Annotated in this window: 22 protein-coding genes; 4 read left to right on the plus strand and 18 right to left on the minus strand. The window is 30.9% G+C overall.

Features of this window, described 5'->3' with window-relative positions; translation table 11 throughout:
- Nucleotides 1-28: 28 nt before the first annotated feature.
- Nucleotides 29-1,360, minus strand: coding sequence for an aspartate kinase (locus FF125_RS01815; RefSeq protein WP_138948182.1), 1,332 nt, complete (start codon nt 1,358-1,360; stop codon nt 29-31).
- A gap of 97 nt (nt 1,361-1,457) precedes the next feature.
- Between FF125_RS01815 and FF125_RS01820 the strand changes: the two genes are divergently transcribed.
- Nucleotides 1,458-2,117 carry a hypothetical protein gene (locus FF125_RS01820; protein ID WP_138948183.1) on the plus strand — a complete coding sequence of 220 codons (660 nt, stop codon included), beginning with the start codon at nt 1,458-1,460 and terminating at the stop codon, nt 2,115-2,117.
- Between the two features lie 22 nt (nt 2,118-2,139).
- Here FF125_RS01820 and lgt read toward each other — a convergent pair whose 3' ends face one another.
- Genes lgt through fabD form a run of 5 tightly spaced genes read right to left on the minus strand, consistent with a single transcriptional unit; the run spans nt 2,140 to nt 5,000 of the window.
- Nucleotides 2,140-2,973, minus strand: coding sequence for a prolipoprotein diacylglyceryl transferase (gene lgt, locus FF125_RS01825; RefSeq protein WP_138948184.1), 834 nt, complete (start codon nt 2,971-2,973; stop codon nt 2,140-2,142).
- Between the two features lie 52 nt (nt 2,974-3,025).
- The gene (locus tag FF125_RS21825) at nt 3,026-3,187 is read right to left on the minus strand and encodes a hypothetical protein (protein WP_175418847.1); all 162 of its coding nucleotides are present in this window, start codon (nt 3,185-3,187) and stop codon (nt 3,026-3,028) included.
- A 1-nt stretch (nt 3,188) separates the two neighbouring features.
- Entirely contained in the window at nt 3,189-3,332 is a 144-nt protein-coding gene (locus FF125_RS21830; protein WP_175418848.1) for a hypothetical protein, read from the minus strand.
- Nucleotides 3,333-3,354: 22 nt separating this feature from the next.
- Complete coding sequence (locus FF125_RS01830) at nt 3,355-4,107, minus strand: enoyl-CoA hydratase/isomerase family protein (protein WP_138948185.1); 753 nt, start codon at nt 4,105-4,107, stop codon at nt 3,355-3,357.
- Nucleotides 4,107-5,000 carry an ACP S-malonyltransferase gene (gene fabD, locus FF125_RS01835; RefSeq protein WP_138948186.1) on the minus strand — a complete coding sequence of 298 codons (894 nt, stop codon included), beginning with the start codon at nt 4,998-5,000 and terminating at the stop codon, nt 4,107-4,109. Before fabD ends, FF125_RS01830 begins: the two co-directional genes overlap by 1 nt.
- A gap of 117 nt (nt 5,001-5,117) precedes the next feature.
- Between fabD and FF125_RS01840 the strand changes: the two genes are divergently transcribed.
- The gene (locus FF125_RS01840) at nt 5,118-5,834 is read left to right on the plus strand and encodes a queuosine precursor transporter (RefSeq protein ID WP_138948187.1); all 717 of its coding nucleotides are present in this window, start codon (nt 5,118-5,120) and stop codon (nt 5,832-5,834) included.
- A 28-nt stretch (nt 5,835-5,862) separates the two neighbouring features.
- Here the strand turns inward: FF125_RS01840 and FF125_RS01845 are convergent, their stop codons facing one another.
- The 11 genes from FF125_RS01845 to FF125_RS01895 all read right to left on the minus strand — a co-directional run bounded on the left by FF125_RS01845 (nt 5,863) and on the right by FF125_RS01895 (nt 14,328).
- Complete coding sequence (locus FF125_RS01845) at nt 5,863-6,498, minus strand: response regulator transcription factor (RefSeq protein ID WP_138948188.1); 636 nt, start codon at nt 6,496-6,498, stop codon at nt 5,863-5,865.
- Nucleotides 6,491-7,276, minus strand: a complete 786-nt coding sequence (locus tag FF125_RS01850; RefSeq protein WP_138948189.1) for a sensor histidine kinase — start codon at nt 7,274-7,276, stop codon at nt 6,491-6,493. Before FF125_RS01850 ends, FF125_RS01845 begins: the two co-directional genes overlap by 8 nt.
- 15 nt (nt 7,277-7,291) lie before the next feature.
- On the minus strand, nt 7,292-7,972 hold the full coding sequence (locus FF125_RS01855) for a hypothetical protein (protein ID WP_138948190.1): 681 nt from the start codon (nt 7,970-7,972) through the stop codon (nt 7,292-7,294).
- A gap of 176 nt (nt 7,973-8,148) precedes the next feature.
- Complete coding sequence (locus tag FF125_RS01860) at nt 8,149-8,826, minus strand: hypothetical protein (protein ID WP_138948191.1); 678 nt, start codon at nt 8,824-8,826, stop codon at nt 8,149-8,151.
- Between the two features lie 33 nt (nt 8,827-8,859).
- Nucleotides 8,860-9,498, minus strand: coding sequence for a hypothetical protein (locus FF125_RS01865; RefSeq protein ID WP_138948192.1), 639 nt, complete (start codon nt 9,496-9,498; stop codon nt 8,860-8,862).
- Nucleotides 9,499-9,985: 487 nt separating this feature from the next.
- Nucleotides 9,986-10,387, minus strand: coding sequence for a DoxX family membrane protein (locus FF125_RS01870; protein ID WP_138948193.1), 402 nt, complete (start codon nt 10,385-10,387; stop codon nt 9,986-9,988).
- A 17-nt stretch (nt 10,388-10,404) separates the two neighbouring features.
- Nucleotides 10,405-10,947 carry a carboxymuconolactone decarboxylase family protein gene (locus FF125_RS01875; RefSeq protein WP_138948194.1) on the minus strand — a complete coding sequence of 181 codons (543 nt, stop codon included), beginning with the start codon at nt 10,945-10,947 and terminating at the stop codon, nt 10,405-10,407.
- Between the two features lie 109 nt (nt 10,948-11,056).
- The gene (locus FF125_RS01880) at nt 11,057-11,878 is read right to left on the minus strand and encodes an AraC family transcriptional regulator (protein ID WP_138948195.1); all 822 of its coding nucleotides are present in this window, start codon (nt 11,876-11,878) and stop codon (nt 11,057-11,059) included.
- A 20-nt stretch (nt 11,879-11,898) separates the two neighbouring features.
- Nucleotides 11,899-12,696 (minus strand): DUF2797 domain-containing protein, encoded by a 798-nt coding sequence (locus FF125_RS01885; protein WP_138948196.1) that lies wholly within the window; start codon nt 12,694-12,696, stop codon nt 11,899-11,901.
- 51 nt (nt 12,697-12,747) lie between these two features.
- Nucleotides 12,748-13,905: a 5-(carboxyamino)imidazole ribonucleotide synthase gene (locus FF125_RS01890; protein WP_138948197.1), complete on the minus strand. Its 1,158-nt coding sequence runs from the start codon at nt 13,903-13,905 to the stop codon at nt 12,748-12,750.
- Nucleotides 13,906-14,328, minus strand: coding sequence for a hypothetical protein (locus FF125_RS01895; protein ID WP_138948198.1), 423 nt, complete (start codon nt 14,326-14,328; stop codon nt 13,906-13,908).
- 133 nt (nt 14,329-14,461) lie between these two features.
- Between FF125_RS01895 and greA the strand changes: the two genes are divergently transcribed.
- Nucleotides 14,462-14,938 (plus strand): transcription elongation factor GreA, encoded by a 477-nt coding sequence (gene greA / locus FF125_RS01900; protein WP_138948199.1) that lies wholly within the window; start codon nt 14,462-14,464, stop codon nt 14,936-14,938.
- A 2-nt stretch (nt 14,939-14,940) separates the two neighbouring features.
- Nucleotides 14,941-15,330, plus strand: a complete 390-nt coding sequence (locus tag FF125_RS01905; protein ID WP_138948200.1) for an HIT family protein — start codon at nt 14,941-14,943, stop codon at nt 15,328-15,330.
- Between the two features lie 26 nt (nt 15,331-15,356).
- Here FF125_RS01905 and FF125_RS01910 read toward each other — a convergent pair whose 3' ends face one another.
- A complete protein-coding gene (locus FF125_RS01910; protein WP_138948201.1) occupies nt 15,357-16,556 on the minus strand; it encodes a sensor histidine kinase in 1,200 nt (399 codons plus the stop codon).
- Nucleotides 16,557-16,639: the final 83 nt, after the last annotated feature.

Raw genomic sequence — 16,639 nt, forward strand, 5'->3', positions numbered from 1 at the left:
AAATAAATTATCAACTACAAATTTTATATTAAGCTTCTTGAGGTTTGTTTTGTTGTACAAACAATCCTTCATTTAATAAATTTAAAGCCCTAACCTTATCGTTCTTTTCAACAAGTAGTGAAATGTTATATTGGCTACCGCCATAGGAAATCATACGTATAGCGACATCAGTTAAACAATTTAATACGGCAGCACTAATTCCTTTTCCACTATGTGAAAAATTACCAGCAAGACAAATAATACTCATGTCAGTGTCATATTCTACTTTACCAATGGTGTTCAATTCTGCAACAATTTCTTTTAGATATTTCTGATTGTCTATGGTTAGTGAAACCGCAATTTCTGAAGTCGTAATCATATCAATTGGCGTATGATATTTTTCAAAGACAGCAAAAACATTATTTAAAAAACCATATGCCATTAGCATCCGGTACGATTTTATTTTTATAGCAATAATACCATCTTTAGCAGCAATGGCTCTAACACCAGTACTATTGTGACAATTTTTAATTAAAGTTCCTTTTGCTTCAGGATTAAATGTATTTTTTAGGAGAACGGGAATATTATTTTTTTGAGCAGGAATTATACTTTGTGGATGTAAAATTTTAGCTCCGAAATATGCTAACTCTGCAGCTTCGTCAAAAGAGATTTCTCCTATTGGAAAAGTGTTTTCAACATACCGTGGGTCGTTATTATGCATCCCGTCAATATCTGTCCAAATTTGTATTTGTTCTGCGTTAATGGCTGCACCAATTAAAGATGCACTATAATCACTACCTCCTCTTTTTAAATTGTCAACCTCGTTATCGGGGTTCAAGCAAATAAATCCTTGAGTAATAATTGTTTGAGCTTTGTTATTGGCTAAAATTGCAGTTAATTTTGTTTTTATTTTCTCATTTTCAGGTTCTTCATTCGTGTCAATTGACATAAAATCAAGAGCTGAAATTAAAGCCGTCGAATTTCCTAACTGTTTTTGGTAAATTTGAAACAAATTGGTGGAAATAATTTCTCCTTGAGCTAAAAATATTTTTTCATTTTTAGTGGCTTCATTAGTCAACGATCTTAATTCTTCGAATTTCGTTTTAATGAATAACTGTGCATCTAAGTGGTGATTTTCTTCATTAAATAATTCTAAAATCAATTGGTTATAGCTTATCTCGAGGTTGTCAATTATGGCAAGAGCATCTTCTTTTTTATCATTAGCTAGACAGTTATTTATTTCAACCAAGCTGTTTGTGGTACCTGAAACTGCTGATAACACTACTATTTTATCACGGTTACAATCATTTATAATGGCTGCTACTTTTTTTATGTTTTCGGCACTTCCAACTGACGTTCCACCAAATTTAAAAACTATCATAATCTAAAATTTTACACAAAAGTTGCTTAGTTCGCATTGTTATGCAACTTTTTAATTTATTTTTACAAATTATAACAAATAGTTTAAATTTAAACAAATGAAAACCATTCAAGAAGCTGTTACTGCAATTATAAATAAAACACCATTTATTGAAGAGGCCCTTTATGATAAATTAATTAATGTATCGTCATTGGCTAGAGTTATAAAACCAGAGGTTGAAAAAATTTTAAAGAAGGAGATTAAGGAAGGTGCTATAATGATGGCTGTTAACAGGTTGTCGCCATCAAGTGTGTTAAAAGTTAGAAAAAATATTAAACGAATAGCCTTGTCTTCTGGCGACTTTATTATGCGGTCAGACTTATGTGATTATACTTTTAAAAATACGGCAACCTTGGTTTCGAAAATAACCAAATTACTAAATGATATTGGTAATGATAGTGATAATTTCTTTACCATATCACAGGGTGTTTTTGAAACGAGTATTGTCATAAGTAAAAAACTAAAACTAAAAGTTGAAGAAATATTTGATGGTGAAGAGGTGCTTTGGGCGGCTTCAAATTTGGCTTCATTAACTATAAAATTACCAAAAACAAATGTTGAGCAGTCTGGTATTTATTACTTTATTTTAAAACAATTGGCTTGGGCAAATATTTCAGTACAAGAAGTGATTTCAACGACAAATGAAATTACTATTGTAGTTAAAGAAACGGATATTAAACAGACATTCTCGATATTGATGGATATGAAGTTGTCTTAGGCTAAGTTGGACATTTCTTAAATTAGAGCTTTTCAGAGCGTGTTGGGCTTCTTTTCATAAAGATCAATATAAGACCAACAATAATAAAAGGAATACTTAAAATTTGTCCCATATTGATGGTCATAGTATCTTCAAACCCCACTTGGTTTTCTTTAAAAAATTCAATCATAAATCTAGCAGAAAACACCAAAACTAAAAGTAGTCCAAAAATTTGTCCGTTCGATAATTTGTTGGCCATTTTCTTATAGGTAAATAGTAAGATTCCAAATATTAAAAGGTATGAAAATGCCTCATAGAGTTGAGTTGGATGTCGTGGTATTAAATCATCTCTTTGAAAAATAACACCCCAATTTCCATTTGTTGGTTTTCCGTAAATTTCAGAGTTCATAAAATTACCTAATCTAATGAAAACAGCTACTATTGGTGTGGCAATTGCGATTCTGTCTAAGACCCATAAAAAGTTGGTTTTATATTTTTTGCAGTAAATGCCAATGGCAATTAATGCTCCAATAGCTCCTCCATGACTTGCTAATCCTTGAAAGCCTGTAAATTGATAGGAACCACCTATTTTTTGAATTGGCAATAAAATTTCGATAGGGTTTTGAAAGTAATAGGAAGGCTCATAAAAGAAACAATGTCCGAGTCTTGCTCCTAATACGATACCAATAATAATGTAGAAAAATAACTTCTCTAAATTTTTAATTGGGATATTTTCTTTAATGTAAATACGTTTGGCTACATAATTAGCTAAAAGAAGACCTGTTATAAAAAATAAGCCATAATATTTTAATGGAAAAGAATCAGTTATCCAATAAATAACTGGATCAAGATTCCATGTTACAATTCTGTCATTCATATTTTAAATACAGTAATTATGATGTAACTGCAATATGTTTAATATTTTAAATTTATTTCTTTTTGGCCTTATGGTACATGATATAGGCAATGACAACGAGTACGGCAAAGGGTAAATAAGTGCCAATTAAAATACCTATTTCATAGCCGCCATCAGGAGCGTCTTTGATTTTTTGTTCAATATTAGCTTGTTGTACAATGGATAAAAAATACATATTATTTTTTCTTTCTAATTCTTCGGACAATAAAATAAATTGCCACTACTAAAATTACATACCAAAGATATTGGCCAACATTTTCACCAGCAGCTTCTGCTTGAACGATTAATGCGATTTTCGAAATTAAGGTTGTTATGGTCATATTTTTAAATATTTATTAGTGATTATTTTTTAAATTTTTGTAGAGCTTCTTTGGTAAAATCAGACAACACCAATTGTCCACTAATTTCTGCTCTTTCTATTAATAAGGTTTTCCAATTTTCTGTACCATCCCAAAACACTTTTTTCATTGCTTTTAAAGCATCTGGGTTATAGCTCGCTAATTTTTTTGAAAGACTTTCTACATATGCATCCATATCTCTAGTGTTTTCAAAAACTCTAGCAAATAAATTATTCTCTTTTGCCCAATAGGCAGAATGCCATTCGGTAGCATCTAAAGAAAGTTTACTAAACGCTGCAATTCCCGTTTTACGTGTTACGGCAGGTTCAATGACAAAAGGACCAATACCGATGGTAAGCTCAGATAATTTAATATCAGCTTTTTCGGTAGCAAAACAATAGTCAGTTGCTGCAATAATGCCAACGCCACCGCCCACTACTTTTCCTTGAACTCTACCAATAATTAGTTTAGAGCAAGTCCGCATGGCATTTATTAAGTTGGCAAATCCAGAAAAGAATCGTTTGCCTTCTTCCAAATTATTAATGGTAATTAATTCGTCAAAAGAAGCACCGGCACAAAAAGTCTTATCACCCTCGCTTTGTAAAATAATGACTTGAATAGAGGGGTCTTCACTTAAACGATTAATATTTTCTATCAGTCTATCTAAAAGTTCAGCAGGAAAAGAATTACTTGCTGGATGTCCAAAAGTAAGCGTTGCTATATTTTCTCTAATACTTGTAAGTACAGTACCTTTCATTAGTTGTTTTCTTCAAATATTGCTCCATTAGCGGTAACAGATCTGTCAATTTTTCGGATTAAACCTTGTAAAACTTTACCAGGTCCAACTTCGGTAAATTCGGCGGCACCATCTTTAATCATTTGCTGAATAGATTGTGTCCAACGTACAGGAGCTGTCAATTGAGCTACCAAGTTCTTTTTAATATCAGAGGCATTGCTTACGGCTTTAGCCGCTACATTTTGATATATAGGGCAATTAGGTTCGCTAAACAATGTGTTTTCGATTGCTGCGGCTAATTCTTCACGAGCAGGTTCCATTAAAGGAGAGTGAAAAGCTCCACCAACAGGCAGTACTAAAGCTCTCCTGGCTCCTGCAGTTGTTAAGGCTTCGCAGGCCAGGTTTATAGCAGAAACTTCACCTGAAATTACCAATTGACCAGGGCAGTTATAGTTTGCGGCAACCACAATTCCAGGTGTTTTTGCACAAATATTTTCGACAATATCATCTTCTAAGCCTAAAACTGCAGCCATTGTAGAAGGTTGTATTTCACATGCTTTTTGCATGGCTAACGCACGTTGTGACACTAATTTTAATCCGTCTTCAAATGATAAGGTGCCGTTGGCTACTAAGGCAGAAAACTCTCCTAAAGAATGACCAGCAACCATTTCTGGTTTAAAACGATCACCTAACGTTTTTGCTAAGGCTACAGAGTGTAAAAATATTGCAGGTTGCGTAACTTTGGTTTCTTTCAGTTGCTCAGGCGTGCCTTCGAACATAATATCGGTTATTGAAAACCCTAATATTGAATTGGCTTGTTCAAAATACTCTTGAGCAATGTTAGATTTTTCATAGATGTCTAAACCCATTCCTGAAAATTGAGCTCCTTGACCAGGGAAAATATATGCGTGCATAAGTTGGTTTTAAAGTTGTTTTACAAAAATAGAAAATTTGAGCCTAACAAGTGTTGTGATTGCTAAGTTAGTTTTCTTACTACTTTCACAAATATTTTATACTTTCGTAAATGTACTATGGATCACGAAAAAAAATTACTGGGCTACAAGATTTACTTAGTTTTAGCAGCACTTTTTATTACCTCATTGGTAGTATCTAATTTAATATTTCAAAAGTTTTTCACTTGGGATTTTTTTGGTGTTTACACTTTTGAAATTTCTGTTGGTATTTTACCTTATCCATTAACCTTTTTAGTTACAGATCTTATTTCTGAAATCTATGGTAAGAAAAAGGCAAATCAAGTAGTAATTGCCGGAATTTTCGCATCGTTTTTTTCGTTGTTAATTATATTTGTTGCTGAGGCAGTTCCCGCCACTTCATGGTCTCCTGTAAATGATACCGTATTTAATAATGTTTTTGGCTTGTCAGTATTAGCAGTGTTTTCTTCTATGATAGCCTATTTGTTAGCTCAGTTTGTAGATATACGCATTTACCATTATTGGAAAAAGTTAACCAAGGGGAGGCATTTATGGTTAAGAAATAATTTTTCTACAGTTACCTCTCAGTTTTTAGATACCTTTTCAGTGCTATTTTTACTATGTTCTTTTGGAATTATAGAATGGGAGCTTTTTGGAAAACTATTGTTGAATGGGTTTTTGTTTAAGGTAATGATTGCATTTTTAGATACACCGATATTATATATTGCAGTACACTATTTTAGAAAATTATTTAATCTGGAAGTTGGAGATGAATTAATATTAGACGCAGAAGTTCTGCCTATAAATAAGAAGTAGTTAGAGGTCGTTTGTATAGAAAAAAATGTTAAGCTAGATCATTTTTAAGAGCATATACCACCATGCCAATTCTGTTTTTTACTTGTAATTTTTTAAAAAGTTGCTCACGGTAACCATCAATTGTTTTTGGACTTAAATGCATCACATCTGCAATCTCTTTATACGTCATTTCTGTACTTGCCAATTTTAAAAATTCCAATTCTCTGTCTAAAAGCTTTATTTTAGGTTCTTCAGTAGGGTGTAGTGAATGTACTAAGGTATCTGAAACTCTTTTTGAATGGTAATAACCTTCATTAATTAAGGCTAATAATGCTTCTTTTAAAATGTCAGGATGGATATCTTTGAGTAAATACCCTTTCGCTCCATTCTTAATCATTTTTAAAATAGAACTTTCATTATCGTCCATAGATAAAGCTAACACTTTAATACTTGGGTAATTTTCATTTAAAAACTTAGTCGTTTCTAAGCCGTCCATAATCGGCATATTTAAATCCATTAATGCTATTTCAGGGAGGTTAGATTCGTTCTTTAAGTTGTCAATAAAAATTTTTCCATTTAAAGCATGCTGTGTTACTTCAAATTCGCTAAAAGTATTGATTAATCCTTTTAATGATTGAGCAAAAAGGAGGTGGTCATCTATTATGGCAACGTTATGTTTAGACATCTTTTTTTTGTTTTGGATATGTTAAAGTTAGTGAAACCCCTTTGTCTTTTTCAGATTTTAAATCAAACTCGGTGTTAATCAATTTTGCACGGCTCTTCATATTGAGTAATCCAGAGCCTTTTTTTACTATGTTTTCGTCAAAACCAACCCCATAATCTTGAATTTTAATTTCTAAAATTTCATCGGTACAGTTTGCCGTTATTTCAATTTTTTTTGATTTAGAATGCTTAATGGAATTGGAAAGAAATTCTTGAACAATTCTAAATAAAATAATTTCATCTTTTTGATTAATAGGTGTAATATTACCTTTAACATCAAAGGTAGCATTTATATAGTTTAGTCGGTTAAATCGGTCAATTTCAAGTTGTATGGCCTCATGTAAACCAATATTTTTAACCACTTCGGGATTTAACAATTTTGACAGTGATCTTATTTCTTGTAAACTTTTTGAAATAATATCGCCAGTGTCTTGTACTAGCGTTTTTTGCTCTTCAGTTAAACTTGGTTGGACCATGTTCAGTTGCATTCTTGCAACTGAAAGTAATTGCCCTACATTATCATGCAACTCCCAGCTTATATTTTGCAAGGTTTGTTCTTGCGTTTCTAATTTTGATTTGATAATTTCTTCATCAAAACGCTGCTTTGCTACTTCTTTGTCAAATAAAAATTTAACCTTTCTATTTTGAAAAATACTAAAAATGATAATGATAATAACAATCAATAAAACAATAGTAAGCGTTGCAATTAAAATTATGATAGTTATGTCTCCTTGCTCCATAATGGTATAACTAATTTAATCAATCTTTTCTACTCTTTTGCTCCATATAAAGCCAAATGTAAAAATCAGGTACATTGTTATAGCCAATATATAAATAATTAAATATAATTTGTGTATACCTGGAAAAACGGTGTAATCGTTGTATTTTAATGAAAAAGGTATAGTTCCAGTATGAAATAATAGAAGACCTACACTTATCCAGAATAATAATGTTTTATGAAAAATTATTATTCTGTCTGACTTCAGTAATTGTGTAAAATAAAACATGATGGTAATAATCAGGAAAATTGATCCCGCTACATAGGGTAGTTCAGACATTTCAAAGGCAAAACTCTGTATAAAAGTCCAATTTATTATCGAAATAAGTATATAAGAGAGTATAAATACTTTAATGATTTTTTTTTGTTTAGAATTATTAATGATTTTTAAATAAATCATAAAAATTACAACAAAAAGTATAAAATATAATAGGTTGAATAACCATAGGTTGTAGCTTACCCCATCTTTGTCAAAAAAAACCAAAACACTGTTATTTCTTGCATACCATCCAATACATTCGGTTATGGTAATATACCAAAGTAAAAATAGAAAATATTTTAAGGGAGTGTGCTTATACTTGTAAAAATAAATTGTACCAATAGTTGCTGACAATAATTCTGAGAATACGATAAAATTTCTGAAAGAATCTATTGACATCTTATTTATTTTTTGGTGTTAAATATCAAAAGAAGAAATATTATCTTTAATTAGATTATTTAAGGTTTTATTATCAATCAATAACTTATTTTTTCTGTTTTGAAAAACAATAAACAATACTATCATAGCAATGGAAAAAATCAATACTATAATAGAGGTTACTATAATGATTAATGTTACTCCTTCTTGCTCCATATAAAACCAAATGTAAATGTTAAATACATAATTATTGCTAAAATGTACAAGATTAAAAACAACTCATGAACTCCTTTAATTACCATAAAGCCATTCCATTTTAAGACAAAAGGAATTGTTCCTGTGTAAAATAAAAGCAATCCTACGCTAATCCAAAATAATAGAAGTCTGTGAAATATGACTATTTTTTCAGACCGGAGCAATTCAATGAAATAGAATATAACAGATATTATTAAGAAAACTGAACCAATAATTTTAGGAAATACAGCACCCTCTTTTATAAAATTTTGAATAAAAGCCCAGTTCAAAATATTAACCAATAAAAACACTATTAAAAATACCTTTATCCATTTCTTAAATAGTTGCGTTTTTAGATATCTAAAATAAATAATATAAACAGTACTAAATGTAACGATGTTAAGAATATTATAAAGCCATTTATTATAAATCCACCCATTTTCGTCAATATAGGCCATGTTCCCTGTAACCCTAATATACCAACCCAAAAATTCAGTTATTGTTATATACCACAACAAATAGAGAAAATATTTCAGCGTTGTATGCTTATACTTATAAAAATATACTGTACCTACAATAGCTGAAAGTAACTCGGAGTATTTTACCGAGTTTTTAATTAATGATATTGCGGTTTCAGACATAAGTACTTATTTTTTTATAGTCTTTTTGTTGATTTAGTTATTTTCCATTGGAGGAGAAGTTTCTCCATCATTTAATAATAAACCATCTTCATCAGCTACAGTAATTGAAAAGAACCCTGCTTTTTCCACTTGTTGACTTTGAGTTGCTTTGTATTTTCTATTACTTAAAATTGTTTTTAAAAATAATGGCTGTGTTTTATCATCAACCGTTTCAAGTGTGTAACCAGATTGTACACCTTCGTTTTTTGTAGTAGGTGCAATAAAAAAGGTTTGATGGTTTTTTTGTTTACCCTCATCACTACCATAAACGCTAAAGTAAAATTGAAGTCCCTCTGGAGAAATATTATTTTCAGCAGATTTTTTTTCAACGTAAGCGATATAGTTTTTCAACATTTTTAAGTCGAACCATACTCTACGTGTGTCGTTAAAATTATCATCATTATATATAGCTCGGAGTGTGTCTTTTAGAATATCAATTCTTTCCTTTTCATAATTTTGGTAGATTGTTACGGCCTTTTCAGGTTTTATAATATGAGCTAACATATCTTTACTGGGTATTACATCCGCTTGATGTGGTTTTTTTTCATCACATGAAATTAACAACATGCTTACGGCCAAAAAAAGAGTAATAGTAACCTTGAATTTCAGCTTCAATAATTTAAAATACTTCATAGTTAGTGTTTTAAGTTTAATTCAGTTTTATGTAACGGCAAATTACAAATAAATATGTTTGGATTAAAAGGGGGTTTTTCCCCTTTTTTGTTTAGGGGAAAAACCCCTGTAATTTTAGGGTTTTGCCTCTTGCTCGCTCTTTACTAAAAGCTCAAATTTGTAATAGAAAAATAGTTGAAAGGAAAATTCTTAGACAATGTAAACAAAACTTTCTATTTGCTATGAAAGTAGTTGCTGTGAAGATAGTGACTATTTAAAGTTAAAACGGGAAAATTGCTATGAAAAGCCCATTTTAGGATAAATTTAGTTAACGAGCTTTAAAATTTGACTAAGGTTAATAGGTTAGAAGTTTTTTACTTTATTGGAAAGTTGTTTACAGTCTGAGAATTTTTTATTAAAAATGAAATTATTATTTACATCATAACGTAAGTGTCAAAATATAAAAAACTTGCACAGCTCATTATTTAAGAGTGTGCAAGTTTTCTTTTTATAAATATAATTTTATTTTAGAATTCTCATTTTCATTTATAGCTAAGCCAGCTAACGTAGTAATAAGCATAATATGAATCATTATATTCATCCAATTACCTGAAGGTATATGCACTAAAACTAAGGCCAATAGCATTATAAAAGCCAAAAAGGCATAAGCAAACAATAGCTGTTTGTTTACAAATACTAAAATTCCTGCTATTAGTTCTAGAGCTGCTAATAAAGCTCCTAACGCATAAGTTCCTGTATCTCCTAAAAATGCAAGACCACTTCCTTTTAGAAAGTTAGCCATGTTTTGTAAACCAACACCTCCAAGAAAACCTTCAAAAAACTTTTCTAATCCACCCCAAACAAATAAAAGGGCAATACCTATTCTAATTACTAAATTACCTATGTTCATGTTCTTTTTATAATTGGTTATAGTTCTACGGCTATTGGGAAGTCAATTTCGAATCCCGCCAAGTTATGTATATAGTTACTAATTGTCTTATCTCCAATGATAATAACGGCATCAATCATATTTGACTCTGTATAACCTACATTAAAGAAATTGTTTTTAATTTCTTCAGATACATTACCTTTATTTGATGCTGCAGCTAATGTGAATTCAGCCAAGGCATTTAATTTTTCATCAAAAGAGGCAGTTCCTTTTCTTAGCTCTAAGATTTGAGTATCATTAAAGCCGTTCATTTTACCCAATGCTGTATGTGCAGATTGGCAATAACGACATCCGTTATATTGACTCACAACTAAATTTATAACTTCACGTTCTTTTGCTTTTAGCGTAGATTTTCTGTTTTGTAGAGCAAGATAATCAGGTAATGCAGTTTCATTTTTTGCATAGTAAGCATATAAATTAGGTACAAAACCTAAATTGCTTTTAAGGGTATCAAAAATTGCTTGGTTGTTTGAAGTTACTTCTTCTCTTGTTGGTACTGTAAATTTTGTTGTTGTTTCCATTTTATACTGTTTTTAATATTTATATTATTTTAACAGTACAAATGTATGGCGAGGCTTAGGCCATTTAGTTATCTATAATTCCTAGTGTGTTGGCAATTATTCCTTTTTCCTATTTATTTCTAAATTCAGAAGGAGAAAGGTGTTCAATATTTTTAAAAAAGCGACTAAAAACTTGAACATCCGTAAAACCCAGTTCATAACCTATTTCTGAAATGGTTTTATCTGTGTAGTTTAATAGGCGTCTTGCTTCTAGCATTATTCTATGCTTTATATAATATAATGGCGTTTTGTTACCCGCTTGTTTAAATAGGTTTGCTAATGTTTTTGGAGATTTATTTAACATTTCTGCATACATGGAAACGGAGTGCTTTTTCTTAAAATGAGTTTCAACTAAGTAATTATATTCTCTTATAATATCAATATTACTTGCTTCTTTTTGAAAATAATTACTTTGTAACTTATATATTCTTGTACATAATATAAGCATTCGTTTAACCATCATTTGCAGCATTTCGAGTTGCAAATTGTCTTTAGAGTTAAACTCTATTTGTAACATTTTTAAAACTGTTTGTAATATTTCAATATTTTCATCATTGGGTTTTATTATGGGTAGGTTAGAGGCTCCATAATACAATATTCCTTTGCAGCCTACTTCGCTATCGTGATCTACTATACAATAAAATGATCTATTCCAACGTATAAGTTTTAATGCATTAATCTTAACAATTTCAATCTTATGAAATTCTGTGAGACTAATTATATCATTTTTATTAAACGTATATGTAACAGCGTCTATAATAAGAATGTTGTTGTCAGAATTAAACCACAATAGCGATAATTCACTATTCTTCGAGCTTTTTAATACATTGCAGTTGTCTGGAGTAATTTCATGTAGTTCAATAAAAGCTCCATTCTGGTTTGAATATTTCATAGGCAACGTCTATCTGAGTATTAGCCTAAATTTAGACGTATATAATATCCTTCACTACTTCTAATATTAAAGACTGTATTGTCTTCAAAAATAACATATTGCCCTTTTATTCCTTTTAAAACACCTGAGAAATTAGGAGTTTTACTAAGATTAAGACTTTTTACTTTTGTTGGATATTGTAATACCGGAAATTCAATATTTGTTTCTTTGCTATGGTTTTCTAAATAATAAGGCTTGGCTTCCTCAGGAATATAAACTGCTAGTTTTTCTTTTTCTTTAAGCAAGTCCACATCAGTTATGTCATTAGTTAACATTTTACGCCAATTGGTTTTGTCAGAAACATATTCTTTTAAAGCTATTTCTGTAATTCCTGCAAGATATCTATTTGGTACTTCTACAATTTCTATAGCCTCATGAGCACCTTGGTCAATCCATCGTGTGGGGATTTGACTTTTTCTAGTAACACCGACCTTTACGTTACTTGAATTTGCTAAATATACAATATGAGGTTGTAGTTGTGCCTTTTTTTCATATTCTAAATCGCGATCTTCTTTGCCTAAATGTGCCGTGCTTAATTCTGGCCTCATAATCCAATCTGCAGCCTGCGGAATTTCAAAAAAGCAACTTTTACAAAAGCCTTGTCTGAAGATAGGTTTATCTAAATGACAATTTAAGCACTCGTACTTCACAAAAGAAATATCTAGTGTTTTATTTAGTAGTTGATTGACATTTAAAAAATCATTTTCTAATTGCAAATAGTATTGAACAGGTGAGCCTAATTCAGTCATCATTTTTCGTAAAACACCTTGGTATTCCATAAGTTCAATTTATTTACTTTAAAGGTTTAAGATTTAGCTGTTATTTGCTTCTTAAGAGCTAATTACTCGAATGGTATTCTTAACTGTTTCCGCAACTTTTCTGGCTTCATTGATATCTTTATGCACGATAGTGACGTGTCCCATTTTCCTGAAGGGCTTTGTTACTTTTTTACCATAAATATGTGGAGTAACGCCATCCATTTTTAAAATGGATTCCATGTTTTCGTAAACCACATTTCCTGTATAATTTTCATCACCAACTAAATTGACCATTACGCCGCAAACTTTGCTTGAAGTATCACCTAACGGTAAATTTAAAATGGCTCTAATGTGCTGTTCAAATTGACTGGTGTATGAAGCTTCAATACTATAGTGTCCACTGTTATGGGGTCTAGGGGCAACTTCGTTTACAAGAATTTCGTCATTTTCAGTCAAAAACAATTCAACTGCCAATAAGCCAACATGTTTAAAGGCTTCTGCAACTTTTAAAGCAATGCCTTCTGCTTTCTTTGTAACATCTTCAGAAATACGAGCGGGACAAATTACATATTCTACTTGATTAGCTTCTGGGTGGAATTCCATCTCCACAACAGGATATGTTTTTAAATCGCCATTAACATTTCTAGACACAATAACGGCCAATTCATTTTTAAACGGAATTAGTTTTTCGGTAATACATTCCACATTTGGAAGCGTATCTAAATCGGCTTGTGTTCTTACAATTTTTACGCCAGTACCATCGTAACCAAATTGAGCACTTTTCCAAACAAAAGGAAAACCAATTGATTCATGATTTATAGCAGTCTTAATTTCATCCGAATAGGCAAAACGAGAAAATTCGGCTGTTGGAATGTTATGATCTACATAAAATAATTTTTGTTTTGCTTTGTTCTGTATAATTCTAATTGTTTTAGAGCTTGGATAAACTTTAATACCCTCATGTTCTAGTTTTTCTAAAGCATCAACATTAACATTTTCAATTTCAATAGTTAATGTGTTTACTTGTTTTCCAAAGTTATAAACAGTGTCAAAGTCAAGTAGACTACCCACATGAAATTCATCGCAAATATTTGCACAAGGAGCATCTTTGGCGGCATCTAAAACACAGGTATAAATATCAAATTTTTGTGTTTCAGTCAATAACATTTTACCTAACTGTCCACCACCGAGTATACCTAATTTAAAATCTGAAGAAAAATAATTTACCATTTAAAAATTTGTAATTAATAAAGTTTGACCATTATTCACAACTTTGTATTCCTTAGCTCCGTATCTACTGCCACTTTGTGGAGATCCTCCTAAAGCCAAAGCATATTTAGAGTCATCGCAAGAGCATATCATATTTAATCCGTCAACCGTCATTTTCGAACAATCACCTGGTGGTGAATTGGGACAGGCCAAATCGAAAGCATAATACAAATCACTATTGCCACGATAAACAACAATACCCTTAATTCCACCTGGAATTTCTACATAACCGCCTGTAAATAAAAGGCTATTATTAGAAGGGTTATTTAAATAAACCGTTTGATTAACAGCCACATCTCCTAAATAAGGATTATTTTCAGTTCCAGAGTCTGTACAGTTTGTTAATGTGAATATTAAAAAAAAAGCAACAACTATATTTTTCATATGATTTACATAATTGGATACAAATATAAGGCATCCTATGTTGAAATAATAAATATTTTGTATCTTTGTAATTGAATCTCAACTCCGTTATATAGGGCTGGGATTTTTGTATTTTATTAAAAATGATAAAGTTATGAGTAAAGTTTCTTATTACACCGCAGAAGGATTAAAAAAATTAAGAGAAGAGCTAGATCAATTAGAAAGCGTTGAAAGACCCAGAGTTACTAATGATATTTCAGAGGCAAGAGATAAAGGTGATTTAAGTGAGAATGCAGAATATCATGCAGCAAAAGAAGAACAGTCGTTGTTGGAATTTAAAATTGCACAATTAAAAAATGTGGTTGCATCTGCACGATTGATTGATGAATCACAATTAGATACATCAAAGGTGCTTGCATTGTCTACTGTAAAAATAAAAAATACTGCCAATAATATGGTAGTTAGCTATACATTGGTTGCTAATTCTGAGGCTGATTTTAAATCAGGTAAAATATCTGTAGATTCACCTATAGGTAAAGGATTGTTAGGTAAAAAGGTTGGTGAAATAGCTGAGGTAAATGTGCCTAATGGTATTATGAAATTTGAAATTTTAGAAATAACAAGGTCTTAAAAATGTCAATATTTTCGAAAATAATAGCCGGTGAAATACCAAGTTATAAGGTAGCCGAAAATGAAGAGTATTTTGCGTTTTTGGACATTAACCCGAATACGAAAGGGCACACATTAGTTGTGCCTAAAAAGGTTGTGGATAAAATCTTTGATTTAGATGAAGATACTTATGGAAAACTAATGCAATTTTCTAGAAAGATTGCTATTGCTATTGAAAAAGCAATTCCTTGTAAAAGGGTGGGCATGACTGTAGTTGGATTGGAAGTGCCGCATGCACATGTTCATTTAATTCCGTTGAATGAGATGAAAGATGCTACTTTTCAGCATAAAGTGAGTTTAAGTAAAGAGGAGTTTGAAGAAGTAGCCGCTAAAATAAGACAAGAACTACACTAATTTTTTTTGCACACTACTTGTAAACTTTACAGTTCTTTCAACATTACACTCATGGTAGTACCAACACCAATTTCTGATTTTTCAACAATTATTCTACCATCGTGGTAATCTTCCATAATTCTTTTGGTGAGCGATAATCCTAAGCCCCAACCACGTCTTTTAGTAGTGAAGCCCGGTTCAAATATTTTACGGTATATGTTTTTGGGTATTCCTTTACCAGTATCACTAACTTGAACAAAAACATATTTACCATCCTTAGAAAACACTTTAATTCTTAATGTTCCTTTTCCTTGCATGGCATCAATAGCATTCTTTACTAAATTTTCAATTACCCATGAAAATAATTGCTGATTAATCATTGCATAAATTTTCACATCTTCGTCCGTATCAAAATGATAATCGATCAGTTTTGAGCTTCTTGAAGAATAGTAGTCAAAAGATTTTTTAGTCTCTAATACAATGTTGTGTCGTGTTAATTTAGGTATAGATCCAATTTTAGAGAACCTATTGGCTATTGTGTTTAGGCGTTCAATATCCTTTTCAATTTCCATTACCGTATTTTCATCGGTATTGTCCATTCTTAAAATTTCTACCCATCCTAATAATGAAGATAGTGGTGTGCCAATTTGATGAGCTGTTTCTTTGGCCATACCCGCCCAAAGCTTATTTTGTTCTGCAACTTTAGTAGATTTAAAGACCAAATAAATAATAATACCAAAAAGACATAAAATGAGTAAAAGGGCCAGTGGGTAATATCTTAATTTAAATAAAAGGTCTGAATTTCTATAATAAATATAATCAGTTGTTGGTCCAGATAGAGAATCGTAAGTAATAGCTAAACGGTTATTTTCATTTTCCATTTCTGCCAATTGATTGGCAAGGTACATTCTGTCCTTATCTGGTAAGTCGTTATAAGAAGTATTTTTATCTTTTAAATTTAAATTAGCCCATCCCTTAATTAGATTACCTTCCGTGGTTAAAATCATTGGAATATTTTTATTGCTCTGGATAATTTCATTTTCCAATGATAAATCTCTATCCAAATCATCTAAATCTACGGCATTTAATTTTTTTAAAGCTGCAGCCAAAATTTCCATCTTGTTACGTTCTTCTTGCTTAAAGTTTTTGAAGAATGTATTAGTGTTCCATAAAATAAGAGCAACCAATAAAAAGGCTGCTATTATTAATATCCATCGAATGATATTCTTACTGAAGGGGAGATTCATTATAACAAAGATAAAATTATCTGTCGATATAACTCAAAAAATTATCTGTTATTATGTTTGTTAATTGAGTATTTTTGTTTTTT

It is taken from the genome of Aureibaculum algae, assembly GCF_006065315.1.
Lineage (GTDB): Bacteria > Bacteroidota > Bacteroidia > Flavobacteriales > Flavobacteriaceae > Aureibaculum > Aureibaculum algae.